This window comes from Cobetia sp. L2A1 (assembly GCF_009796845.1).
In the GTDB taxonomy this organism is placed as follows: domain Bacteria; phylum Pseudomonadota; class Gammaproteobacteria; order Pseudomonadales; family Halomonadaceae; genus Cobetia.
On the sequence record NZ_CP047025.1, the window covers coordinates 1234100 to 1257671 of the forward strand.

Genomic DNA, 23572 nt, shown 5'->3' on the forward strand with positions numbered 1-23572 from the left:
CATAATGACGAGCGGAACATCGACTGAGTGGAGACGACGTATGGCTTGGAATGAGCCGGGTGGCGGCAACCAGCATGACCCTTGGAGCGGCGGTGGTCGCGGTGGGGACAAAAAGGGCGGCGGTAGCAACGGCGGTGGCGGCGGCAATGGTAATGGCGGACCGCCCGACCTCGATGAGGCGCTGAAGAAGTTTCAGGACAAGCTCAGCGGATTGCTCGGTAACGGCAAGCGCCGCAGTGGGGGTTCTGGTGGCACCGGCGGCACGGGCGGTGGTAACACCAATGCCTTCGCGCTGCCGGGTATCATCGGCGTCGTGCTGGTGGCCATCTGGGCTGCCTCAGGCTTCTATCTTGTCGATCAGTCCGAGCGCGGCGTCGTACTTCGCTTTGGCAAGTACAACGACATTGTCGGTCCGGGTCTGCACTGGAATCCGCCGATCATTGATGATGTCCGTGAGATCAACGTCACCAAGGTGCGCTCGCTCTCTCAGACCAAGTCGATGTTGACGCAAGACGAGAACATCGTCGAAGTGCAGATGTCGGTGCAGTATCAAGTGTCCAATCCGCGTGACTTCCTGCTCAATGTGCGTGCTCCCGAAATCAGTCTCGAGAACGCCATGGATTCCGCGCTGCGTCATGAAGTCGGCAGTGCTGACATGAACGAAATCCTGACCTCTGGACGTGAGCTGCTGGCCAGCAACGTCAAGTCACGCCTGCAGTCCTATCTGGACAACTATGGTGTCGGCCTGACGCTGCAGACCATCAACGTGGAATCCACGTCGGCCCCGGCGCCGGTGCAGGAGTCTTTCGATGATGTCATCAAGGCGCGCGAGGATCGTCAGCGTACGATCAACCAGGCACTGGCTTACGAGAACTCGATTCTCCCGGAAGCTCAGGGTCAGGCACAGCGTGTCATTGAAGAGGCTGAAGGTTACAAGGAATCAGTCGTTGCCAAATCGCAGGGTGAAGCCAACCGCTTCACGTCTCTGTTGACCGAGTACAAGAAGGCGCCGGAGATCATCCGTGAGCGCATGTATCTCGAGACGATGAGTGAAGTCCTCGGCAAGACCAGCAAGGTGCTGGTGGATGTCGAGAATGGTAATTCGCTCATGTATCTGCCGCTCGACAAACTGGCAGGCAAGTCCAGTGCTGAAGATGAAGACAGCAATGGCATGAGCCGCAGTGAGCTTGATCGCGTGTCACGTCAGGCGAGCGATGCGCTGAGCCGAAGCAATAGCACTGACAGCAGTAACCGCACCAGTCGGGAGGGTCGTCAATGATCAATAATCGCTCACTGATGGCAGTTGCCGGCCTGGCTATCGTGGCCTGGCTTGGCAGCAACAGCCTCTATACCGTCGATGAAACCCAGCGCGCCATCAAGCTCAAGTTTGGTGAAGTGGTGGAAGACAACATCCAGCCGGGCCTGCACTTCAAGCTGCCGGTCTACAACACGATCCGTACCTTTGATACGCGCGTGTTGACACTGGATGCCCAGGCGAGTCGTTATCTGACTCGTGAGAAGAAAGCGGTCATCGTTGATTCCTTCGTCAAGTGGAAGATCATCGATCCGAAGCGCTACTACGAATCGACATCTGGCGATGAGCAGATGGCCGAGCGTCTGATCGCACCGCGTGTCGATGAGAGTCTGCGTAACGAGTTCGGTAAGCTTGAGCTGATACAGATCATCTCCGAGCAGCGTGATGCGCTGATGAAGAAGCCGACCCAAGAGCTCGATGAAGTCATGCGCAAGGAGTTGGGGGTGTCGATTCTCGATATCCGCGTCAAGCGTATTGATTTGCCGGACGAGGTCTCTCAGGCCGTCTATGAGCGCATGAAGACTGAGCGCCAGCGTGAGGCACGTGAGTATCGCGCCCAGGGTCAGGAGCAGGCCGAGAAGATTCAGGCCAACGCTGATCGTCGCCGCACAGTATTGATCGCGCAGGCAGAAGAGCAGGCGCAGACTCTGCGGGGTGAGGGTGATGCTTCAGCCGCCGCCATCTATGCAGGTGCTTACGGTGCTGATGTTGAGTTCTTCCGCTTCTACCGTTCTCTGCAGGCCTATCGTGAGAGCTTCAAGGGCGATGGCAACATGATGGTCATGCAGCCTGATAGCGAGTTCTTCCGTTTCTTCAAGGACCCGCTCGGCAGCAGCAAGTAAGCTGTCAGCACTGCTTTCCTCGCGTTGAGGGGAGTGCGCGAAAGTTGGACCTCGCACAGTGGTCGTGCGGGGTTCATCCCGCCAGAATTCATGCTAGACTTCTGTAACCGGGCACAGCCCGGTTTTTTTGTGGCCGCCTTTTACGTTGCGGTGCCGCAGTGGTGATGTCGCGGGAAGCATATGATGCCTTCTCTTGCTGTGTACGAAGGTGTGGCTAGGCCTTCGGTAACTTGTTGTTTCATGGTCTTTTATTCATGAACCTTGTTGCCGGGACTTGTCTTCCTGTCGTCTCATCGTCAGGCGGGAAGTGGCGACACGCGTCACGAGCCACCCCTTGTCATAAATTTCTTGCAGGATAGCGCAATGACCATCGCAGATCGCTGGCTCCTCCCGGATGGGATGGATGAGGTATTACCGCCTCAAGCAACCCGTATGGAGGCGCTGCGCCGCGCGCTACTCGACCTCTATCATCGCTTCGGCTATGACCTGGTGCTGCCGCCCCCCGTCGAGTTTCTTGATTCATTGTTGACCGGTACCGGTACCGAACTTGACCTGCAGACCTTCAAGCTGACCGATCAGATGACCGGTCGCATGATGGGTGCTAGCGCCGACGTGACCCCTCAGGTGGCACGAATGGACGCACACTCACTGCGTCGTGAAGGGCCGGTGCGCTTGTGCTACTGCGCCAATGTGTTGCGTACCAAGGCCGATAAGCATCAGGGCGGGCGCAGTCCTGTCCAGGTCGGTGCTGAGCTGTTTGGTCATGCCGGTCTTGAGGCGGATCACGAGATTTTGCATCTGGCGCTGACGAGTCTGGAGCAGGCAGGTGCTGATGAGTTGCACCTGGCGTTGGGCCATATCGGAATATATCGTGCCCTGATCGCTGAAGCCGGGATGAACACCGACCATGAACGTGAATTATTTGCCGCCATCGAGCGTAAGCAGTATTCCGCTCTGGATGCATTGATTGAGCGCGTAGTGGGTGACAAGGTAGTAGCGGGCATGCTGAAGGCATTGCCGCACCTGCATGGCGATGAAGACATTCTCGCGCAGGCACGTACTGCCTTTGCTGGTGCGCCGGTCGCCGTCGCCAGTGCATTGGATCAACTTTCAGCGCTGAGCCAGGTAGTACGTGAGCGTCATCCACAGGTCACGTTGTACTTTGACCTTGCTGAGCTGCGAGGTTACGAGTATCACACCGGCATGGTGTTCGCGGCTTATGTGCCGGGCTATGGTCAAGCGCTGGCCAAGGGCGGTCGCTATGACGATACTGGACGTGTCTTTGGTCGTGCGCGCCCTGCTACCGGGTTCTCGATGGATCTCAAGCAGCTAGCCTCACTGGCCGTGCAAACACCGGCTTGCGATGGTATCTGGGCGCCGGCACTCAATGAGAGCGCTCTGCGTGAGTGTGTTGACCAGCTGCGTGCCAGCGGTGAACGTGTGATTGAGGCATTGCCTGGCCAGACAACCGGTGCCGATGCTCACCGTTGTAACCGTGAGTTGGTACGCTCTGATAGTGGTTGGCAGGTGGACGCGATTCACGCCTGAACGACTGACAGCAAACAGTAGGGGCCACTGGGTCCCGAGGCACAGCTGCCCTGTGGCAGCTGTGCTTGTGAGTAGGTTTTCACCGACGGTTATTCACCGAAAGAGATAGGAACCATGGGCAAGAATGTAGTCGTGCTCGGCACCCAATGGGGTGATGAAGGCAAGGGCAAGGTCGTTGACCTGCTGACCGAATCCGCCAGCGCCGTTGTGCGCTTCCAGGGTGGCCATAATGCGGGTCACACTCTGGTACTGGACGGCAAGAAAACCGTTCTTCACCTGATTCCCTCCGGTATTCTTCACCCGGGCAAGACCTGCGTCATCGGTAACGGTGTCGTACTGTCTCCGGAAGCGCTGATCAAGGAAATCCGTGAGCTGGAAGCCAACGATGTGCCGGTGCGTGATCGTCTGCGCCTGTCACCGGCTTGCCCGCTGATTCTGTCCTATCACGTGCGCCTGGATCAGGCTCGTGAGAAGGCACGCGGTGTCGCCAAGATCGGTACCACGGGTCGCGGTATTGGTCCGGCCTATGAAGACAAGGTCGCACGTCGCGGTCTGCGTCTAGGTGACATCCTGCACCGCGAGCGTTTTGCTTCCAAACTGGGCGAAGTGCTGGACTATCACAACTTCGTGCTGCAGCACTATCACGGCGAAGCGCCGGTCGATTTCCAGCAAGTGCTGGACGAAGCCATGGAAATGGCCGAAGAGCTGCGCCCGATGGTCTGCGATACCGTGGACCTGGTCCACAAGGTTCGTAAAGCCGGCGAGAACATCCTTTTCGAGGGTGCTCAGGGGTCGCTGCTGGATATCGATCACGGTACCTACCCGTACGTGACCAGCTCCAATACCACTGCCGGCGGTACTGCGACCGGTTCTGGTGTGGGTCCGCTGTATCTGGACTACGTGCTCGGTATCACCAAGGCCTACACCACCCGTGTCGGTTCTGGTCCATTCCCGACAGAACTGTTTGATGAGTTCGGTCGCCATCTGGCTGAGCGTGGCCACGAGTTCGGTGCCACCACTGGTCGTGCCCGCCGTTGTGGTTGGTTTGATGCGGTCGCACTGCGTCACGCTGTGCAGATCAACTCGGTCAGCGGTATCTGCCTGACCAAGCTGGACGTGCTCGATGGCCTCGAGAATATCCGTGTCTGCATCGGCTATCGCAGCAAGGATGGAGATGTCCTGGACAATCCGGTGGATTCCGAAGGCTACGAAGCCGTCGAGCCGCTGTATCACGACCTGCCGGGTTGGACCGAGTCCACCATCGGCGTGCGTGATGTCGAGAAGCTGCCAGCCAATGCACGTGCCTACATCAGCTTCATTGAGGAGCAGGTCGGTGTGTCTATCGATATCATCTCCACTGGCCCTGACCGCAACGAGACCATCGTGCTACGTAACCCGTTCCACGACTGATCGTCTCGCTTAGGCTTTTTTGAGCTTGTGCAGAAAAAAACACCCCATCGGGATTTCTCGTTGGGGTGTTTGCGTATGTGGGCATGAATGGTCGGGATGGCATTCGTTGGCGACATGAACGTGCGTCGAGTAAAGGTCTCCAATCGCTGGGAAAGGTATGGGTGGCAAGAGATGTTGCACAGAGTGTGAGCGGAAGAAAGAGAGCGGAAGTTGATATTTTAAATGGGAATGATTGTTATTTTTGTTGTGATCTACGGCTATCATGCCGGCAAACTGGTTGCCCACGCCACAATTTGGCGTTTTCGGGGAGGTGGTGACTTCACATCGATCTGATACAGGACTAAAATGGTCCTCAATCAATATCCCGTGGTGGAGGCCTGAATGCTGAAGCTTTCCAGAATGACCGATTACGCAGCCGTCGTGATGGCACGCATTGCCCGTGAGCCTGACTCGGCACATGCCGCGATTGATCTGGCTGAAAGCGTTCAGCTGCCCCATCCCACCGTGAGCAAGACACTCAAGGCGCTGGTGCGTGCTGGGCTGCTGGAGTCTCGCCGTGGCGCGCAGGGCGGCTATCGTCTCGCGCGACCGGCAAGCGAGATTTCGGCCAGTGACATCATCAGCGCCATCGAGGGACCTGTTGCCGTTACCGAGTGCAGCCACGTCGACGGCGATTGCGAGCTGGTCAACACCTGTGGTGTCGCTGACAACTGGCAGCGGGTGTCGCGTGCGATTGGAGAGTTGCTTGGGAGCGTGACGCTGGCGCATCTGGCGTCGACTTCGCCGCTGCGCATGCCGGTTCAGCTGCCGATACAGGCCATCAGCCTGTATAGCGATGACAGCCGCGACCTCCGTTCACAGCCGCCAGCAGCACGTGGTCACAAGGCCTGATTGAGCATCACGCGATCAGACAGAAAAATATGAGAGGCTTCGCTGCCATTCGGGCGAAGTGACCAAGAATATGCACAGACCCGGAGTCACTCCGGGAGAGGAGATCAGCATGGCGAGCCAGGAGATGGAGCAGCTTGTACAGCGCGAGTACAAGCAGGGCTTCGTGACCGATATCGAAAGCGACACCATTCCGCCAGGACTGGACGAGAGTGTGATCCGCTTTATCTCGGCCAAGAAGGGTGAGCCCGAGTGGATGCTTGAGTGGCGTCTGGATGCCTATCAGCAGTGGCTAAAGATGAAGGCTCCGTCCTGGGCGCATCTGAACTATCCAGATATCGACTATCAGGCGATTTCCTATTTCAGCGCGCCGAAGCGGCCAGAAGATCGTCCGCAGAGCCTCGATGAAGTCGACCCCAAGCTGCTCGAGACCTACGAGAAGCTTGGCATTCCCCTGCATGAGCGTGCTGCACTGGCGGGTGTGGCGGTGGATGCGGTGTTCGATTCCGTTTCCGTCACCACCACCTTCAAGAAAGAACTCTCTGAAGCGGGCGTGATCTTCTGCTCCATCTCAGATGCCATCAAGGACTATCCGGACCTGATCAAGCAGTATCTTGGTACCGTGGTGCCCAAGGCAGATAATTACTTCACTGCGCTCAATGCTGCCGTCTTTACTGATGGCTCTTTTGTGTTCGTGCCGGAAGGTGTGACCTGCCCGATGGAGCTGTCCACCTATTTCCGCATCAATGCCGCCAACACCGGCCAGTTCGAGCGCACGCTGATCATCTGTGAAAAGCAGGCGCAGGTGTCGTATCTGGAAGGCTGCACAGCTCCTCAGCGTGACGAGAACCAGTTGCATGCAGCGGTGGTTGAATTGATCGCGCTGGAAGATGCCTACATCAAGTACTCCACCGTCCAGAACTGGTATCCGGGCGATGAAGACGGCAAGGGTGGTATCTATAACTTCGTCACCAAGCGTGCCGATTGTCGCGGTGATCGCTCCAAGGTGTCCTGGACGCAGGTCGAGACTGGCTCTGCCATTACCTGGAAGTATCCGTCCTGCATCCTGCGCGGCAAGGATAGCGTCGGTGAGTTCTACTCCGTCGCCGTGACCAATGGCCGTCAGCAGGCGGATACCGGCACCAAGATGATCCATATCGGCGAGGGCACCAAGTCCACCATCGTCTCCAAGGGTATCTCCGCCGGTAATTCTGAGCAGTCCTATCGTGGCTTGGTCAAGATAGGCCCGCGGGCCAAGGGTGCGCGCAACTTTACCCAGTGTGATTCGCTATTGATCGGCGACCGCTGTGGTGCACACACCTTCCCGTATCAAGAAATCGGCAATGCCAGTGCTACGGTCGAACACGAGGCAACGACCTCCAAGATCGGCGAAGATCAGCTGTTCTATTGCCGTCAGCGTGGTATCAGCGAAGAGGATGCGGTCAATATGATCGTCAACGGCTTCTGCAAGGATGTCTTCCAGGAGTTGCCGATGGAGTTCGCCGTCGAGGCTGAAGCCCTGCTTAACGTCACCCTTGAAGGGGCGGTCGGCTAGCGCTCGCGTTGCTCACTACAACGTCATCCCATTCTTGAGGGTCGCTCGCGGGCGGCCTGTCAGCAAAAGGTATCAACATGCTCGTAGTCAAAGATCTGCACGTTTCGGTTGAAGGCAAGGAAATCCTCAAGGGACTGGACCTGACCATCAACAAGGGTGAAGTTCACGCCATCATGGGTCCTAACGGCGCGGGAAAGTCCACGCTGTCTTCCGTGATCGCGGGTAAGGACGGCTATGAAGTGACCTCCGGCACCATCACCTATGAAGGCGAAGATGTGCTGGAAATGGCAGTTGAGGAGCGTGCGCGTGCCGGTCTCCTGCTGGGCTTTCAGTACCCGGTCGAGATTCCTGGGGTCAAGAACGTCTACCTGCTGAAAGCGGCGCTGAACGCCAAGCGTGAAGCTGAAGGTCTGGGCGATATTCCGGCACCGGAATTCATGAAACTGATCCGCGAGAAGCTGGCCTTCATGCAGATGGATGCCAGCTTCCTGCAGCGCGCCGTCAATGAAGGTTTCTCCGGTGGTGAGAAGAAGCGCAACGAGATTCTGCAGATGCTGATACTGGAGCCGAAGCTTGCGATGCTCGACGAGATCGACTCTGGTCTTGATATCGATGCGCTGAAAGTGGTGGCCAAGGGTGTCAACTCACTGCGCAGCGCAGATCGCGCCGTATTGATGGTGACTCACTACCAGCGCCTGCTTGAGCACATCGTGCCGGACCACATCCATGTGCTGATAGATGGACGTATCGTCAAGTCTGGTGACAAGTCGTTGGCGCTTGAACTTGAAGCTCATGGTTATGACTGGCTGCAAGAGGAAACCGCGTAATGACAGCACTTGCTACCGCGTCCGTTCCCGGCAGCGAAGTTTTCGCAAGCGAATTCGCTGCCCGTAAATCGCGCTTTTCCGCTGATCCGAGCTGGATGGCTGCGCGCCGCCAGGCCGGCATCGCGCGCTTCGAGGCTCTCGGCCTGCCGACGCGCAAGGTTGAAGCCTGGAAGTACACTGATACCCAGGCGCTGGGTCGTGAAGCCTATCAGTTGGCTGACGATGCAACGCTCGCTGCATCCGTGATGCAGGCATTGGCACTTGATATTGATGCCTATCGCCTGGTGTTCGTCGATGGACTCTATAACGCTGAACTGTCTGATGTTGCGGGTCTGCCAGACACGGTACGTGTCGTGCCGCTGTCTCACGCCATCGTCAATCAGCCAGAAGTGGTCGGTGGTTCTCTGAATCGGCTGACCGGTATCGACTTTACGCCGTTTGTGGCGCTGAACTCTGCCTTTACCGAAGAAGGTGCGGTGATTCAGGTCGGCCCGCGGACGGTGCTTGATAAGCCGGTATACGCACTGTTCATCTCGCGTGCCGCCGTCGAAGGTCAGCCGCTGACCATGAGTCACCCGCGCTTGCTAGTGCAGATGGGAAGCCGGGCCGAGGCCAGTGTGATCGAGCACCACATCGGCGAGGTTGGTGCGACCAACTTCACCAACTTGGTCGCCGAAGTGATGCTGGAACGCGGCGCCGTGCTCAATCACTACAAGTTGGGGGAAGCGGCCACAGGCGAGACACATATCGCCTCGGTGCAGGTTGATCAGCCGCGCGACAGCCAATATCGCTCCGTCAGTCTCAATACCGGCGGTGGCCTGGTGCGCAACGATATCGTCTGCGATCTCAATGGCAACAACGCCCATGCGCGTCTGGATGGTCTGTTCTTTGGTCGTGATCGCCAGCACGTGGATACCCACACGCTGGTCAATCACAACGAAGCACTGACGTTCTCCGACGAGAACTACAAGGGTATTCTCGCGGACCGTGCGCGTGGCGTGTTCAATGGCCGCGTGCTGGTCAAGCGCGATAGCCAGAAGATCGAGGCGCATCAGAACAACGCCAATCTGCTGCTTTCAGACCGCGCAGAGATCAACACCAAGCCGGAGCTTGAGATCTACGCCGATGACGTCAAGTGCTCTCATGGCACCACGACGGGACAGCTCGACGAAGGCGCTGTCTTTGCCCTGCGTGCTCGCGGTATCGACGAACAGACAGCACGCGGACTGCTGACGCTGGCCTTCGCCAATGAAGTCATGAGTGGTCTTGGTATCGACGCTATCGCTGAACGCATCGAACGCAGTGTTGCGGGCCGTTTGCCGTCGCGTTTCCACCTCGATGAGCTGGTTGATCTGAGCGTCGAGCTGGCTGGTGGTGCGGTGGCTGTGGCGCGTGATGAGGACTTCGCATGAGCGCGCTCGATAATCTGATGCTGGATGTGGTGCGCGTGCGCGACGACTTCCCGATTCTCGAGCGCCGTGTTCATGGTGATGTGCCGCTGATCTATCTGGATAGTGCTGCGACCAGTCAGACGCCCATCGCGGTGATTGATGCGATGAGCGATTATTATCGCACCATGAATTCCAACATCCACCGTGGGCTGCACAGCTTGGCAGATGAAGCGACAGCGGCGTATGAAGGCTCGCGTGAGAAGGTACGCAACTTCATCAATGCACGCCTGACGCGTGAGGTGATCTTTACGCGCGGCACCACTGAGGCGATCAATCTGGTCGCCAATAGTTGGGGCGCCAACTGGCTGCATGCCGGTGATGAAGTATTGATATCGGTCATGGAGCATCACGCCAATATCGTGCCGTGGCAGCTACTGGCTGAGCGCCTCGATATCACGCTCAAGGTCATTCCTTGTGATGACGATGGCGTGTTGGACATGAATGCCTACCGTGACTTGCTGGGCAAGAAGACGCGGCTTGTATGTGTCAATCACGTCTCCAATGCGCTGGGTAGCATCAATCCAGTCACGGAGATGGCACGCCTGGCACATGAGCATGACGCGTTGATTCTGGTCGATGGCGCTCAAGCAGTGCCGCATCAACAAGTCGACGTACGCGCGATCGATGCCGACTTCTATGTTTTTTCTGGCCACAAGATGTACGGCCCGACGGGAGTCGGCGTGCTCTATGGCAAGGAAGCGTTGCTTGAGGCCATGCCGCCTTGGCAGGGTGGTGGGGAGATGATCCGTACGGTGTCGTTTGAGAACGGCACATTGTTTGCTGATCTGCCACACAAGTTCGAAGCAGGTACGCCGGCCATCGCGGAAGTCATCGGGTTGGGCAAGGCCATTGATTGGTTGGACTGCACCCATATGGGGCTGATCACGCGCTGGGAACAGCATCTGATCACGCATGCCACTGAGCGCATGCTGCAGGTGGATGGCCTGCGTATCATCGGTAACTCGCCGAACAAGGCGGGAGCGATTTCCTTCGTGGTCGATGGTGCGCATGCGCAGGATATCGGTCTGTTGATCGATCAGCTGGGGGTGGCCATTCGTACTGGTCACCATTGTGCTCAGCCGGTGCTGCGTCGCTTCGGTGTCGATGCGACTTGTCGTGCCTCGTTCGCGGCCTACAACACGCCGGAAGAAATCGATCTGTTTGTCGATGCGCTTGAGCGTGTGCTGACGATGGTGCGATGACATCTACGCGCTGACATTCATGCGCTGATACCGACATGACAATCTGTCGAAACACGTGAATGAGGCTCGCATCTGGCGGGCCTCATTCACAGCGCAGTGAGCCATCACCACTGGCGTCTCGGCGGCGTGTTTCGCGAATGGAGTTTTAGCAGGAGTCGCAAGGCTCTCGCAGTACCCGCGCAAGGAGAGGGCATGAGCCACATTGAAGATCAGCTGGCTAGCCTCGGCAAAGGCCAGAAGATGCCGTTGCAGCGAGATGTGGAAGGCATATCGGTACCGTTTGGCCAGTCCGTGACGCTGCATGAAGATGCGGTGGTTGAGGTCATGCAAGCCAAGGGGGGGACGGTCAGTGTGGCCTTTGAGGGTCGCATGTATCTCATCGAGAGTTTTAGCCTTGATGCGCTAGGGCTTGATGCAGTACCTCGTCCGAACTTGCCTGCCGGCCAGTCCGATGCTGATATTGAAGCATTCGTCTGGGCACAGTTACGCACCTGTTTTGATCCGGAGATCCCGGTCGATATCGTCGAGCTGGGACTGGTATACGGCTGCCGGATTGATACCCTGATCAGCGGCGAGAAGATGGTCAATCTCAAGATGACGCTGACTGCGCCAGGGTGTGGCATGGGCAACGTGATTGCTGAAGATGCCAAGCGCAAGATTCTGGGCGCTGATGATGTTTCCAAGGTGCATGTCGAAATCGTCTTCGCGCCGGCCTGGTCACGCGAGATGATGAGTGAAGACGCCCGTCTCGAACTGGGTATGTTCTGAGTGTCTGGAGCTGGCATTACGCTTCAAGCGCGTAGAGCCAAGTATCTAGAGGATATACAGTATCGGCGGGAGACCGATAACGTCGATACTGCGTTCCGTCAATGAAGGTCAGGGTTGTCGAATCATCGGGAACCTCCTGACCATTGTGTTTTCCAAGTCGTGCTGACGACCGCCTGGCCATGACGTTGCCGTAGGTGCGTATTGTCGCGCGTGCATGACTGTTTCCCGTCCCACCTGCCTGCAAGGAAGACCCACTGATGCGATTCCAGACCGCGCTACGCTATCTGACCGCCACCCTGATCATGAGTACTGCTGTCAGTGCTCAGGCTTCATGGAAGCTGGACGGTGATGCCTCTCAGCTTACCTTCCAGACCACCAAGATGGCCAAGACTGGTGCCAGCACTGTCGAGACTCATGCATTCGACTCCTGGCGTGCTCGCGTCAATGACAAGGGGCAGCTCTCGGTTGAGATCGATCTGGATTCTGCCAAGACCGGTATCGAGATTCGTGACCAGCGCGTCAGCGAAAAGCTCTTTGAGGCAGGCACCTATCCACTGGCCGTGATGACCGCCACACTCGACATGCCGACCCTGGATGTCATGGAGCCGGGTGATACTCAGGAAATGGAGGTTGATGGTCAATTGACGCTGCACGACAGCACTCAGTCATTGCCACTGAGTCTGCAGGTGACGCGCCTGAGAGGCGATCAGTGGTTAGTACAGACCGTCAAGCCAGTGATGGTTGATGCCGATAAGTTCTCGTTGGTGGGCGGAATTCGTACTCTGCGTGATCTCGCAGGTTTGGGTGATATTGCCACTCAGGTACCTGTGGCGGTGAAGGCTGTGATGGTCAAGGAAGAGTAATATCAAAACGTACTTGCCTACGCTTCGCACTGCTGGTCGGTATAGTGCTGGTGATGCAGTGCTAGCGATGGGCCAGTCGCTTGGGTAGGCTGGGCGCTCATGCCTGCGTGACGTGACAGGTAACGGCGAGAAGGGTTGGCAGGGATGGGCGTGGGGAACAGATGCAGCGAGTGATAAAACGGGCCGCTCTGGTGATTATCGCCTTGCTGGTGGCTGGCGTGTTGGTATTGGTCGGGCTCAACTTGTGGGTTGTGATGGCAACCCGCGATCGTATTGCTGCGTCTCCACTCACCTGCGAGAGTCGTGAGGTTGGTATCGTGTTTGGCACCTCTCATGGATTGGTGGGGGGAGGAAGTAACCCTCACTATCAAGCCCGCCTCGACACGGCTGCTCAGCTTTACCGATTACATCGCGTCTCCAATCTATTGTTGTCGGGCGACAATCGTACTCGTTACTACAATGAGCCAATGACCATGTGGCGGGACTTGCGGGCACGCAATGTCCCACAGCAGTTCATGACACTGGATTACGCGGGTTTCTCCACTTTCGACACGCTGGTGCGCGCGAAAAAAGTGTTTGGTGTCAGTGAGGCGATACTGGTGACGCAACCGTGGCATCTGCCCCGAGCACTGTTCATTGCAGATGCCATCGGGCTTGACGCCAGCGGCTGCCCTGCCATATCCGAAAGTCAGACATCGAATATCAAACTGACGTTGCGTGAGTGGTTGGCGCGTGCCGCCACCGTAGGCGATTTGTATCTTTGGGGACGCACACCACGTTTTCTCGGTCCGCAGGAAAGGTTGCCCACTCCGGTGTTATCACCATCGCTATCGGTGAAAGCGTCGGTGGAAATTTCGCAGCTGGATATGAAGGCACCTGTGTTGCTCGCATGGCCCTTGCAGAGGTCTCATGATGTATCGCCTACGTCTGTGCTCTTGAAGCCACAGCCGTTAGCACGGGTGCCGCTGAAGGTGGTGCGGAGTGAGGAGAAGGGCGTGCTGCTAGTCATGAAGAAGTTGTTGCCGAACGTCAGACAGAGCCTTGCAATATTGCTGAATCACGAAGCAGCTCCCATGAAAGATTGAAGGCCGCGACATAAAAAACGCCCCATCCCTCATGTTATGAGGGATGGGGCGTTTTTTATGTCAGAACTGGAGAGCACTGATGGCAACGTATGTCAGGTCATATTCGGCAGGACATCATCCTGCGCGTCGCCGCGCGGCCTGGCCTGTCTGACGACGATAGAGCTCGCGGATCAGACTGCGGCAATTGCTAAAGCATCCTTCGAGCACTTTCTCGATGCTATCAGGCAAAGGGTGAGTGAAAGCCGTCGAACAGGCTTGCATCAGTACACGCTCTTGCTCTAGCAATTCGTTGATCAGCACCTGATTGTCGTTGCTGACGATACTTTTCAGGCGACTCCATAGCCACATGTAGTCATCGCGCTCGACGTCAGCGTCACGCGGCATCAGACTGAGATGCTTGCGCGTCTCGGTTTCAAGTGCCTGCTTGAGCTCTACACGGCGGGCGTAGAACGGCTCAAATGCCTTCAATAGCCCGGGATGCAGCCGCTCGGCGTTATCCTCGAAATAATCAAGACTGTCTGCCAGGGCTTCCTGGACGCTATCCATCGCCACTTGGCGATTGTCGAGAAACATGTGCGGTCACCTCCTCCGTCAGGAGAGATTGTGCGGGCGAAAACAGTGTTTTTCTACCCCTGGGGTGCAGAAAGTCCTGATATTTATTTATTCGCTACCATTTTGCCTAGTTTACGACAGTTGCGTGGCATTCATGTGACGCACATCAATAGCAATAAGTTATGTGCAAGACCCACAAGAATGGGTGCGCCGTTAGCGGACGCACCCATTCTTGTCTTTCAAAGCAGGGCAAGCCATATGTTGCCCCAGACGTCAGCCCTTGGGCTTGGGTGGGATCTTCTTGGTAGGGGCAGCGCACTTGGTAATGTGGTCGATAATCAAGCCGGCAATGTCCTTTCCGGTAGACGTCTCTATGCCTTGCAAGCCAGGCGAAGAGTTCACTTCCATGATCACCGGGCCGTGGTTGGCACGTAGCAGGTCGACGCCAGCGACTGATAGGCCCATCGCCTTGGCTGCGCGGATAGCCGTGGAGCGCTCCTCCGGCGTGATGCGAATCTCGCTGGCGGTACCGCCACGGTGCAGATTGGAGCGGAACTCGCCCTCAGCCGCCTGACGCTTCATGGAAGCAACGACCTTGTCACCCACTACCAGGCAGCGGATGTCGGCACCACGCGCTTCCTTGATGTACTCCTGCACCATGATATTGGCTTTCATGCCCATGAAGGCTTGAATGACGCTCTCAGCTGCCTGATTGGTCTCGGCCAGTACTACGCCAATGCCCTGAGTGCCTTCCAGCAGCTTGATGACCAACGGTGCGCCCTTGACCATCTTGATCAAATCAGGGATGTCATCCGGAGAATGGGCGAATCCGGTGACCGGCAGTCCGAGGCCCTTGCGTGATAGCAGCTGAAGCGAACGCAGCTTGTCACGTGAGCGCGCGATGGCCACAGAGTCATTGACGACATAGGTGCCCATCATTTCGAATTGGCGTAGTACCGCGCAGCCGTAGAAAGTGACTGATGAACCGATCCGCGGAATCACGGCATCAAAATGCTCGATTTCAGCGCCCTTGTAATGGATAGAGGGACGATGCGACGCGATATTCATGTAACAGCGAAGTGTGTCGACCACGCGTGCGGTATGGCCACGGGCCTCCGCTGCCTCGATCAGACGACGGGTGGAGTAAAGGCGTGAATTACGCGACAGGATACCGATATGCATGAAATCCTCCGGAGCCGGGATGGGCAGGCAGGGGGTAAGAACGAATACAAGAGAAGGGCTGACGTGACGCTTGTCAGGAAGCTTTGTTGCTGAGTGACGCGCCAGTCAGAGTCGCTGGGCTGGCATCTCCATATTGCTAACGACCGTTTCTTGGTGGCCGTATCTTCAAAGGTGGCGCTTTATTGGTTGAGCCTATGTGGCTACGGGGTATCAGGGCTCGCCATGCAAGTAGGCAGCGCCCGGAGCGACCAGCAACCGGCGTAGGGCGCGACGCCCTAGCAGTATCGGGTGACGCATCTGTGAGCGGTCCACCAGTGTCATGTCAATATCGTAGTCGAGTCCAGCCAGGCGCATGCGTGAGCGAATCACATAACGCCACTGCGCCTGACCATTGGATGACCTCACCCGGCGTCGATCATGTACATGCGTTTCTACCGTGTGCGCAGGCGAATCGCTGCCACCAGTACGCGTGATGAAGCGCACGCGCAGCTCGTCATCCTGCTCGAAAACTTCAATGTTCTCGGCGTGTAGCGCGCTTGAATGAGCGCCGGTATCGACCTTGGCATTGAGGTGCAAATGTAGCTCGGGCAACTCGATCAGTTCGCGTCTTCCGACGACGGCACGTGGCCGAAACCCTAGTAGATCATGGCTCAGCGTTTTGACATCAAGCATCTGAGGTTTGTCGGCGTGATGGCGCGAAGCAGGCTTTTGATGCGGCATGTTTCATCCTGAATCAGAGGGCGTGATCGAGTGTAAGCATCGGCTCACGGCATGAAAGGCGTTGAGCGGCTAGCAGCACCGATCAGAAAACCAAGAAGACGATGGGCGCCCGCACCACTGAGTGTTCCAGTCAGGCGGGCGCGCAGCATAGTCACTTAGCGAACTGACAGCAATCCTTGCTGATACATCTTTATTCGAGTGCTCGTGGACTGGTGCGATAGCGTCACACAAGGCGTGGTATTGCGGTGCCGTTTGCATCGTATTGATGCGTCAGTACTGATGACCCTGTACCAAGTGTCGTGGGTTATTCGCATGATCTCAAGGACTGTTCCATTTGCTCACTGGCTCCCTGTGAGTAAGCCATCGGTGATGCTACGCCAGTCGTGCGTCAGGGAGTGAGTGCCTCACCAAGGTATCAGTGCCGTTTCATGGTGTTCTCAACGGATGCTTGTTGCATCAACGCGCCCAAGGCTTTCCCCAGCGCACTGTCAGGGCTGGCATTGCGCAATGTCATCAATACTGGCAAACGTAGACGAGGTATCAATGCCAGATCGCGCGCCAGGGCGCCAAAGCTTGCGTGTGGGCAGCTTGCCAGGCGTGTAAGGAAAACGGGCAGGCGTTCCGCATCTTCAAGGTGAGCGTATCCACGCGCGGCAATCGCCACCAACACATCGACACTTGAGGCATCATCATCTTCTAACAGCGCATCAATCCATTGTGCTGCTGCAAGCAATGGGCTAGCCGACGCCGCCCGCAGACAAGCACAAAGCGTCTCCAGGTCGCCTTGCTCACGTGCATCCTGGCCGCGCTGGATGAGCGCTTCCAGCAGCGCCGCTTCCTGGACTTCCCCCAATGTGCCGGTGAGTTGGGCATGAGCCGGCGGCGCCTGTTCGAGGCATAGCGAGACGGCACGCAGTGGTGTGGCAGGCAGCACTGCGATACGTGCGGGCAGGGCTTCGGCAAGTGATGGTTCCAGCGTGCCACGACGCGTCAGCACATCGGCAATGCCTTGCAGGCCGAGAGAAGGCCAGTCTTCCAGTGGCAATCTCGCCCCTAGATATTGTTTTGCCAGCTCATGATGCTGACTGGTCGGTCGCTCACAATCCTGGCTGGCGCGCGCATGGAGCATGGCACGCAGCGTATCGTCTGGCGTAAACGCGAGTGGGTTATCCTGCATCAAGTTATCGATCTGGGCAGTTTCAACCCTCTGAAGGTTATCTCGCCCCACGCTGAGTGCTGTCTGGCCCAGTGTCGTGAGCAGGCGTTCAAGGAAGGCGTCACGCTGAGCGGGTGATAGACGTCCTTCTTCATCCAGTGGTAGCGCCAGAAACCAGACTAGCGGGTCTTCGACGCCGGTCGGGCGGAAGACACAGGCCAGACGCGCCTGGCCCTTGAAGGGCTGTTCCCAAGGCTGCTGTGCTGTCTCGAAAGCCTCGAGTTGCTCAAGGCTTAGCGGGGCAAGGGTGCGTCCCAGATGATAGAGGTGCAGCTCGGCACCCGTGCGAGTGAAGAAATTGCTCAGGGAGGAGAGAGGGGTCATGAAGCTCACCGCTACTGTTGAGTTCGACAGGTGCAATACGTATCGAGGTTACTGAAGATAAGTTGTCGAAGAGACATTATCGAAGAGAAGGGCGCAGTCCACTGAAAGAGGTACGCCACGAATGGCAGCGACTTTAGCGATTCATTTGTCTGCATGCCACCCGCGCCATCGACAAGGGCCGCATATCCTTCCCAAGAAGGCTATATCTCTTGCGTTAGCGGCCTTTCGACAGCTCCCACATGGCTTGTTGATCTGTTTGATGAATGGCAAGGCGGTCGGTACAACATGAGATCCGACAGCTATCCCGCCACGCCTGATACCCAATGTTCAGGCCGATTCAGGGGAGTGAGCGCTGCGACTATTCTTGTTTTCGTGAATTGCAGCAGGGGTGATGATTTTTTGATCAATTCTCGCAATGGCAGTAACGGCGCGGCTTTCAGCGCGACCACTGAAGGTTATCCACAGTGTCGTCCACGGTAGACGTGAATAACTGTCATGAGGCTGTCGTCACGATGACATCTTTATGTTGCGCTGGCCGCAGCAGCATGCAGTTAGTCTGTATGAACAGGCATGCTAGAATCGCGTGCACTGCTACGGAGCGTGGCGTTATGCCTTTTTGTTATTTCCATAAGGAATGAAATGATTGGGAATGTGCGGCCACCCCGTTATTCTATACAACTAAATCACATATAAACGCTTGTGGTTATGCCTATTCCGGCTATCTCATTGAGTTGTGCAGTCGCAGTACTGTGGATGCGCGGCCCGAAATTACCGGAAGTGATCTTTTTACGCCTAACCTTGCGATTATCGAGGAATCCCCATGAGCTATTCACGTCCGTTTGCAGCCGTTTTTTCTCCCTCTGTGCTCAAGGGTGCCGTGATGGCTGCCGCCTTGGGTGTGACTTCCATGAGCGCTCTGAGCGCCCAGGCCGACACTCTGAAGGTAGGTATGTCGGGCGGCTACTTCCCGTTCACCTTCGTCAAGCAGGACAAGCTGCAGGGCTTTGAGGTTGATGTTCTCAATGCTGTCGGCGAGATCACCGGTGATGACGTCGAATTCGTCACGATGAGCTTCTCGGGTCTGATCGGTGCACTGGAAGCGGGGCGTATCGACACCGTGGCCAATCAGATCACCATTACCGATGCGCGCAAGGAGAAATTCGCCTTCACTCAGCCATATGTCTACGACGGTGCGCAGGTCGTCAAGCGTCGTGGTAATGATGAGATTACCGGTGTCGAGTCTCTCAAGGGCCACAGTGTGGCTGTGAATCTGGGCTCCAACTACGAGTCGCTGCTCAATGCGCTACCGTATGCTGACGAAATCACCATCAAGACATACGAGTCCAATCTCGAGCAAGACACTGCTCTGGGCCGTGTCGATGCCTTCGTGATGGACCGTGTGAGTGCCAGCCAGGTGATCCAGAAGACACCACTACCGCTTGAGCTTGCTGGCCAGCCGTTCTCCAAGATTGAAAATGCGCTGCCATTTCTCAATAACGCAGCAGGCAAGGCAAGCCGTGACAAGGTCGATGCTGCGCTGACCGAACTGAAAGACAATGGTCGTCTGAGCGAGATCTCCAAGAAGTGGTTCGGTAGCGACATCACCACTCCCTGAGTCGACAGCAGCATAGCCGGCTACCCGTAGTGTAGTGGCCAAGTCAGGGCGTTGTGGCAGGAGGCGGTGAGGTAAGGGCAACGGGGTGACGGCGCTATCGTCACCCCGTTGTCGTCATGCATTGCTTTGATGATACCTCGCCCTCATGCATGGCCCTGATGCTTCGTCATCGGGTGCTACTGCCCTTGATGCATACCCCTTTGTTACGCCGAGGCCCTGGTGTCTCTCCTTCATATCCCCAGCCAGTTCGGATAACGAATGGATACTCTCAATATTGATTACATGCTCGGTCTGCTGCCGATCATGCTCAAGTACCTGCCCCTGACGCTCAAGATGGCGAGCATCGGCATGGTTGCCGCGCTGATTCTTGCCTCCTTGCTGGCGGTGATACGGGTACTCAAGGTGCCGGTACTCAATGCGTTGACCATCGTGTTCATTTCCTTTTTCCGTGGTACGCCGCTGCTGGTGCAGTTATTCCTGTTTTATTACGGTCTGCCGCAGGTCATGTCATTCCTGGCACAGATTGATGGCGTCACCGCGACGATTCTTGGCCTGACGCTGCATTTCTCCGCGTACATGGCCGAGTCGATTCGCGCCGCTATCGTCGGGGTTGATCGCAGTCAGACCGAAGCAGCATTGTCGATCGGCATGACCAATCTGCAGTTGATGCGCCGTATCGTGCTGCCGCAGGCCGCGCGCGTGGCAGCCCCGACGTTGATGAACTACTTCGTGGACATGATCAAATCCACGTCGCTGGCATTCACGCTCGGCGTCACGGAGCTAATGGGTGCGACCCAGAAAGAAGCGGCCAGTAGCTTCCTGTACTTTGAATCCTTCATCATGGTGGCCATCGTCTACTGGGTGATGGTAGAGGGGCTGTCATTTGTGCAGCGCTGGATGGAGAAACGTCTCAACAAGGCCTATCAGCGATGATTGCAGTCAGAAAGCTGGTCAAGAAGTTTGGCGGTACCGCAGTCCTCGACGGCATTACCCTTGAGGTGGCGCAGGGCGAGATCATCGTCGTCATTGGTCCGTCCGGTACCGGAAAATCCACGTTGCTGCGCTGTATCAACTTCCTCGAGCAGCCCGATGGTGGTGAGATCCAGATTGGTGACGTGAAGGTTGATGCTACGCGCGCGACGCGCGCCGAGATTCTCGCGCTGCGTCGCAATAGTGCCTTCGTCTTCCAGAACTATGCGTTGTTTGCCAACAAGACGGCGCTTGAGAATATTTCTGAAGGTCTGATCGTCGTCAATGGTTGGTCGAAGGCCAAGGCGCATCAGCGGGCGCGTGAGATTCTTGAGCGTATTGGCATGAGCGAGAAGGCTGATGCCTATCCTGCGGCGTTATCAGGGGGCCAGCAGCAACGTATCGGCATCGGTCGCGCCATGGCAGCGCAGGCGGAGGTGATTCTGTTTGATGAGCCGACATCAGCACTGGACCCGGAATGGGTCGATGAAGTGCTGGAGTTGATGAAGCAATTGGCCGTTGAGCGACAGACCATGATTGTCGTCACCCATGAAATGCAGTTTGCGCGAGAAGTGGCAGATCGCGTCATCTTCATGGAAGGTGGGCGTATCGTTGAGCAGGGGCCGCCCAGTCAGCTATTTGGCGCGCCGAAGGATGACCGTACGCGTGCCTTCCTGCGCAAGGTGCTTAATGAAGTGCCGCCGCAGTGCGCTGAGGGTATCTAACCTCGCGCCTGGACGAGGACGCAGTGCCTCACCCACCTCAATCGCCGCCCGGTGTTCACCAGGGCGGCGATTTCGTTTTCATGAAAGATCATGTCGCGGCGTCACTCGATGCCTCGCCGGCTGCTAGCTGCGACGAGGCATTGAGTGCACCCTGGTAAAGGCATCCTCGAGGGCCAGCGTGACACGTTCTTCCAGCAACTCCTGCTCGGCAGGTGACATGTAGAAGACCATGTCGACATCGTGGCGGATATAGCGCGGCGCCAGCTGGTTGAGCGCAATGCAGGCCACATCCTCACGGCCATCACCATCCATGCCGATAGCCCCGGGGTGTAGTCGGAGCTGATCAAGCACGAGCTGCTCCATGTAGTTGTGAACGCCTGCCGTGTGCATGCGCCCCGAGGGCTCTTGGCGAGTTGCGTGCTGTGCGTGCATCAGCAATCCCCTTGTGTCATGACCACCTGTTGAGTGCCCTGTTGTTGGCGGTCTCTTGCAGCGTAGGCTTTGACCAGAGACCTTAGCCAGACAGCAGGCGCGCTTCCGCCTCTTCAATATGATCAGCCAGACCGGATAATACCAGCGTGTCACCACACGCCAGCGATAAGGCACCGGTGGGCTCCTCGATGCATTCGCCATTGGCCCGTACTACGCGCGAGACAAGAATGCCGCAGTGCTCAGGCAGGATGATTTCATCGAGCCGACGCTCACAGGCCCAGGCATTGGCGGTCAGGGTCAGCGGATGGCGTCTCAGGAGAGGGTTGCCACGCTTGTCGGTCAACTGTGACTGCTGACCGTGAAAGTAACCGTGCAGCATGCTATAGCGCGCCTCGCGAGCATTCTGGATCGAGCGGGCGACGCGCCGGAAGGGCACCTCGAGGTTGACCAGTACATGTGACACCAGCATCAGCGAGCCTTCCAATACTTCGGGAATGACCTCGGTTGCGCCGGCTGCCTTGTAGGTTTCCAGGTCAGCATCATCCTGCGTACGCACCAGTACCTTGAGATTCTCAAGCTCAAGGGGTTGAATGGCGCGCAAGATGGCCAGTGCATGCGAGAGCTGGTTGACAGTAATCACCACCTGACGCGCGCGTTCGATACCGAGTGCCCGCAGAATATCCAGACGCTGTGCATCGCCGAAGACGACGGGCTCGCCTGCGCTGGCGGCTTCGTGTACCCGGATGGGATCTGCGTCGATGGCGATCCACTCAAGCTTCTCCTGCGTCAGGAAGCGTCCGACGGTCTGTCCGACTCTCCCGAAGCCACATACGATGACGTGGCCGCTCAGTGGGGCCGTGGCGGCGCTCAATTCCGCGGTGGTATGCGGGTTTTCCTGCGTCGGAGTGCGTGAATGGCACAGGTGATGCGTCAGGTGCTTGTTATGGCGAATCAGTGAGGGAGTGACCACCAGCGAGCCAATGATGATCGCTACCACTAGCCCTACGGTATCGGTGTCCATCAGGCGTTGTTGGCTGGCGAGGGCCAGCAGCGCGAAGCCAAATTCACCGCCCTGTGATAGTACGAGTCCGGTACGCAGAGAAGAATCCAGTGGCCGTCCGGAAAGCCTTGCAAGGCCCGTGATCAGCAATGCCTTGGTTGCCAGTAGACAGATGACACCGCTGACCACCCAGTACCACTGAGCCAGCAGCACCTGCGGGTCTAGCAGCATGCCGACCGAGACGAAAAAGAGTCCCAGTAGAATATCCCGGAAGGGCCGAATGTCGGCCTCGATCTGATGGCGGAAGTGGCTCTCGCCGAGCATCATGCCCGCCAGAAAAGCCCCCAGTGCCATCGACAGATGCAGGCTATGGGTCAGCCAGGCTGAAAATAGCGCGACTAGTAGTGCGGTGAGGACGAATAGCTCCTCGGAGCGCGAACGCGATATCTCTTGAAATATCAGTGGTAGCACCCACTTGCCAATGGCCAGCATCACGATGACCAGCCCGATCCCCTTGATGAGCATGATGCCGAGATCGCTGAGGAGATGGCTGCCATCACCGGCCATGGCCGGAATCAGAATCAGGAATAGCAGTGCGGCGAGGTCCTGAAACAGCAATACGCCTACGGCAGCATGGCCATGCGGGCTATCCAGCTCATTCCAGCGCGCCAGTTCACGCGTCACGATGGCGGTGGAGGAAAGCCCCAGCGCCCCTGCGGCGACCAATGCTGCCGCGGGGGAAAGTCCTAGCGCCCAGCCCAGCGCCCAGAATAGGCCGCTGCACACGACAACCTGACAGGCCCCGAGCCCGAATACGGTAGTTTTGAGTGCACGCATGCGCGGCACGGAGAATTCTAGCCCCAGTGAGAATAGCAGGAAGACCAGGCCGAACTCCGACAGAAAGGCGAGTTCTTCGGGGCGACTTATCAAACCTGCCAGATGTGGCCCGACCAGAAAGCCGACGGTGAGATAGGCCAGGACTGGCGGCAAGCTCAGTCTGCGAAACAGCGCTGCTGCTACGACAGAGGCACCGAGCAGAATCATCACATCATTGAATAAGGTATCTGCCATACGGCCCTCCTG

General features: G+C 57.1%; 21 protein-coding genes. 15 read left to right on the forward strand and 6 right to left on the reverse strand.

The genetic code is table 11. From position 1 onward, the window contains the following. The first annotated feature begins 40 nt into the window (after nucleotides 1-40). The 12 genes from hflK to GQR90_RS05375 all read left to right on the forward strand — a co-directional run bounded on the left by hflK (nucleotide 41) and on the right by GQR90_RS05375 (nucleotide 13754). Complete coding sequence (hflK, locus tag GQR90_RS05320) at nucleotides 41-1279, forward strand: FtsH protease activity modulator HflK (protein ID WP_158773209.1); 1239 nt, start codon at nucleotides 41-43, stop codon at nucleotides 1277-1279. After that, nucleotides 1276-2157 (forward strand): protease modulator HflC, encoded by an 882-nt coding sequence (hflC, locus tag GQR90_RS05325; protein WP_158773210.1) that lies wholly within the window; start codon nucleotides 1276-1278, stop codon nucleotides 2155-2157. The genes hflK and hflC overlap by 4 nt, the downstream gene beginning before the upstream one ends. Before the next feature lie 363 nt (nucleotides 2158-2520). Then, a complete protein-coding gene (locus tag GQR90_RS05330; protein ID WP_158773211.1) occupies nucleotides 2521-3705 on the forward strand; it encodes an ATP phosphoribosyltransferase regulatory subunit in 1185 nt (394 codons plus the stop codon). 114 nt (nucleotides 3706-3819) lie between these two features. Next, nucleotides 3820-5115 carry an adenylosuccinate synthase gene (locus GQR90_RS05335; RefSeq protein WP_158773212.1) on the forward strand — a complete coding sequence of 432 codons (1296 nt, stop codon included), beginning with the start codon at nucleotides 3820-3822 and terminating at the stop codon, nucleotides 5113-5115. 381 nt (nucleotides 5116-5496) lie between these two features. Then, nucleotides 5497-6006 carry an SUF system Fe-S cluster assembly regulator gene (locus GQR90_RS05340; RefSeq protein WP_158773213.1) on the forward strand — a complete coding sequence of 170 codons (510 nt, stop codon included), beginning with the start codon at nucleotides 5497-5499 and terminating at the stop codon, nucleotides 6004-6006. Between the two features lie 109 nt (nucleotides 6007-6115). After that, entirely contained in the window at nucleotides 6116-7558 is a 1443-nt protein-coding gene (gene sufB, locus GQR90_RS05345) for a Fe-S cluster assembly protein SufB (protein ID WP_158773214.1), read from the forward strand. Between the two features lie 77 nt (nucleotides 7559-7635). Then, complete coding sequence (gene sufC / locus GQR90_RS05350; RefSeq protein WP_158773215.1) at nucleotides 7636-8385, forward strand: Fe-S cluster assembly ATPase SufC; 750 nt, start codon at nucleotides 7636-7638, stop codon at nucleotides 8383-8385. Further along, nucleotides 8385-9797 (forward strand): Fe-S cluster assembly protein SufD, encoded by a 1413-nt coding sequence (sufD, locus tag GQR90_RS05355; protein ID WP_158773216.1) that lies wholly within the window; start codon nucleotides 8385-8387, stop codon nucleotides 9795-9797. Before sufC ends, sufD begins: the two co-directional genes overlap by 1 nt. Beyond that, nucleotides 9794-11038, forward strand: a complete 1245-nt coding sequence (locus tag GQR90_RS05360; protein ID WP_158773217.1) for a cysteine desulfurase — start codon at nucleotides 9794-9796, stop codon at nucleotides 11036-11038. The genes sufD and GQR90_RS05360 overlap by 4 nt, the downstream gene beginning before the upstream one ends. 192 nt (nucleotides 11039-11230) lie before the next feature. Then, nucleotides 11231-11806 carry a putative Fe-S cluster assembly protein SufT gene (sufT, locus tag GQR90_RS05365; RefSeq protein WP_158773218.1) on the forward strand — a complete coding sequence of 192 codons (576 nt, stop codon included), beginning with the start codon at nucleotides 11231-11233 and terminating at the stop codon, nucleotides 11804-11806. Between the two features lie 257 nt (nucleotides 11807-12063). After that, nucleotides 12064-12669 carry a YceI family protein gene (locus GQR90_RS05370; RefSeq protein WP_158773219.1) on the forward strand — a complete coding sequence of 202 codons (606 nt, stop codon included), beginning with the start codon at nucleotides 12064-12066 and terminating at the stop codon, nucleotides 12667-12669. Nucleotides 12670-12830: 161 nt separating this feature from the next. After that, nucleotides 12831-13754, forward strand: a complete 924-nt coding sequence (locus GQR90_RS05375; protein WP_158773220.1) for a SanA/YdcF family protein — start codon at nucleotides 12831-12833, stop codon at nucleotides 13752-13754. Between the two features lie 114 nt (nucleotides 13755-13868). On the opposite strand, the gene GQR90_RS05380 is transcribed toward GQR90_RS05375, so the two are convergent. From GQR90_RS05380 to GQR90_RS05395, 4 genes are all read right to left on the reverse strand, one after another. Then, nucleotides 13869-14327, reverse strand: coding sequence for a hypothetical protein (locus GQR90_RS05380; protein ID WP_158773221.1), 459 nt, complete (start codon nucleotides 14325-14327; stop codon nucleotides 13869-13871). A 252-nt stretch (nucleotides 14328-14579) separates the two neighbouring features. Beyond that, the gene (rimK, locus tag GQR90_RS05385; protein WP_158773222.1) at nucleotides 14580-15488 is read right to left on the reverse strand and encodes a 30S ribosomal protein S6--L-glutamate ligase; all 909 of its coding nucleotides are present in this window, start codon (nucleotides 15486-15488) and stop codon (nucleotides 14580-14582) included. A gap of 210 nt (nucleotides 15489-15698) precedes the next feature. Next, nucleotides 15699-16160 carry an ATP-dependent zinc protease family protein gene (locus tag GQR90_RS05390; protein ID WP_158775321.1) on the reverse strand — a complete coding sequence of 154 codons (462 nt, stop codon included), beginning with the start codon at nucleotides 16158-16160 and terminating at the stop codon, nucleotides 15699-15701. Nucleotides 16161-16623: 463 nt separating this feature from the next. Continuing rightward, complete coding sequence (locus GQR90_RS05395) at nucleotides 16624-17748, reverse strand: DUF3549 family protein (protein WP_158773223.1); 1125 nt, start codon at nucleotides 17746-17748, stop codon at nucleotides 16624-16626. An 880-nt stretch (nucleotides 17749-18628) separates the two neighbouring features. Here GQR90_RS05395 and GQR90_RS05400 point away from each other — a divergent pair. From GQR90_RS05400 to GQR90_RS05410, 3 genes are all read left to right on the forward strand, one after another. Then, nucleotides 18629-19363 carry an amino acid ABC transporter substrate-binding protein gene (locus GQR90_RS05400; protein WP_199269523.1) on the forward strand — a complete coding sequence of 245 codons (735 nt, stop codon included), beginning with the start codon at nucleotides 18629-18631 and terminating at the stop codon, nucleotides 19361-19363. A gap of 258 nt (nucleotides 19364-19621) precedes the next feature. After that, nucleotides 19622-20296: an amino acid ABC transporter permease gene (locus GQR90_RS05405; RefSeq protein WP_158773225.1), complete on the forward strand. Its 675-nt coding sequence runs from the start codon at nucleotides 19622-19624 to the stop codon at nucleotides 20294-20296. Further along, nucleotides 20293-21057, forward strand: coding sequence for an amino acid ABC transporter ATP-binding protein (locus GQR90_RS05410; RefSeq protein WP_158773226.1), 765 nt, complete (start codon nucleotides 20293-20295; stop codon nucleotides 21055-21057). The genes GQR90_RS05405 and GQR90_RS05410 overlap by 4 nt, the downstream gene beginning before the upstream one ends. A 123-nt stretch (nucleotides 21058-21180) precedes the next feature. Here GQR90_RS05410 and GQR90_RS05415 read toward each other — a convergent pair whose 3' ends face one another. Both GQR90_RS05415 and GQR90_RS05420 read right to left on the reverse strand, forming a co-directional pair. Continuing rightward, nucleotides 21181-21489, reverse strand: a complete 309-nt coding sequence (locus tag GQR90_RS05415; RefSeq protein WP_199269475.1) for a late competence development ComFB family protein — start codon at nucleotides 21487-21489, stop codon at nucleotides 21181-21183. Between the two features lie 82 nt (nucleotides 21490-21571). Then, a complete protein-coding gene (locus tag GQR90_RS05420) occupies nucleotides 21572-23560 on the reverse strand; it encodes a cation:proton antiporter domain-containing protein (RefSeq protein ID WP_158773227.1) in 1989 nt (662 codons plus the stop codon). Nucleotides 23561-23572: the final 12 nt, after the last annotated feature.

Coding starts and splice junctions, on each gene's coding strand:
- GQR90_RS05335 (WP_158773212.1), top strand. CDS start 3,820: ATGGGCAAGAATGTAGTCGTGCTCGGCACCCAATGGGGTGATGAAGGC.
- sufT (WP_158773218.1), top strand. CDS start 11,231: ATGAGCCACATTGAAGATCAGCTGGCTAGCCTCGGCAAAGGCCAGAAG.
- sufB (WP_158773214.1), top strand. CDS start 6,116: ATGGCGAGCCAGGAGATGGAGCAGCTTGTACAGCGCGAGTACAAGCAG.
- sufC (WP_158773215.1), top strand. CDS start 7,636: ATGCTCGTAGTCAAAGATCTGCACGTTTCGGTTGAAGGCAAGGAAATC.
- rimK (WP_158773222.1), bottom strand. CDS start 15,488: ATGCATATCGGTATCCTGTCGCGTAATTCACGCCTTTACTCCACCCGT.
- GQR90_RS05340 (WP_158773213.1), top strand. CDS start 5,497: ATGCTGAAGCTTTCCAGAATGACCGATTACGCAGCCGTCGTGATGGCA.
- GQR90_RS05370 (WP_158773219.1), top strand. CDS start 12,064: ATGCGATTCCAGACCGCGCTACGCTATCTGACCGCCACCCTGATCATG.
- hflC (WP_158773210.1), top strand. CDS start 1,276: ATGATCAATAATCGCTCACTGATGGCAGTTGCCGGCCTGGCTATCGTG.
- GQR90_RS05420 (WP_158773227.1), bottom strand. CDS start 23,560: ATGGCAGATACCTTATTCAATGATGTGATGATTCTGCTCGGTGCCTCT.
- GQR90_RS05395 (WP_158773223.1), bottom strand. CDS start 17,748: ATGACCCCTCTCTCCTCCCTGAGCAATTTCTTCACTCGCACGGGTGCC.
- hflK (WP_158773209.1), top strand. CDS start 41: ATGGCTTGGAATGAGCCGGGTGGCGGCAACCAGCATGACCCTTGGAGC.
- GQR90_RS05405 (WP_158773225.1), top strand. CDS start 19,622: ATGGATACTCTCAATATTGATTACATGCTCGGTCTGCTGCCGATCATG.
- GQR90_RS05380 (WP_158773221.1), bottom strand. CDS start 14,327: ATGTTTCTCGACAATCGCCAAGTGGCGATGGATAGCGTCCAGGAAGCC.
- GQR90_RS05390 (WP_158775321.1), bottom strand. CDS start 16,160: ATGCTTGATGTCAAAACGCTGAGCCATGATCTACTAGGGTTTCGGCCA.
- GQR90_RS05360 (WP_158773217.1), top strand. CDS start 9,794: ATGAGCGCGCTCGATAATCTGATGCTGGATGTGGTGCGCGTGCGCGAC.
- GQR90_RS05330 (WP_158773211.1), top strand. CDS start 2,521: ATGACCATCGCAGATCGCTGGCTCCTCCCGGATGGGATGGATGAGGTA.
- GQR90_RS05375 (WP_158773220.1), top strand. CDS start 12,831: ATGCAGCGAGTGATAAAACGGGCCGCTCTGGTGATTATCGCCTTGCTG.
- GQR90_RS05415 (WP_199269475.1), bottom strand. CDS start 21,489: ATGCACGCACAGCACGCAACTCGCCAAGAGCCCTCGGGGCGCATGCAC.
- GQR90_RS05410 (WP_158773226.1), top strand. CDS start 20,293: ATGATTGCAGTCAGAAAGCTGGTCAAGAAGTTTGGCGGTACCGCAGTC.
- GQR90_RS05400 (WP_199269523.1), top strand. CDS start 18,629: ATGGCTGCCGCCTTGGGTGTGACTTCCATGAGCGCTCTGAGCGCCCAG.
- sufD (WP_158773216.1), top strand. CDS start 8,385: ATGACAGCACTTGCTACCGCGTCCGTTCCCGGCAGCGAAGTTTTCGCA.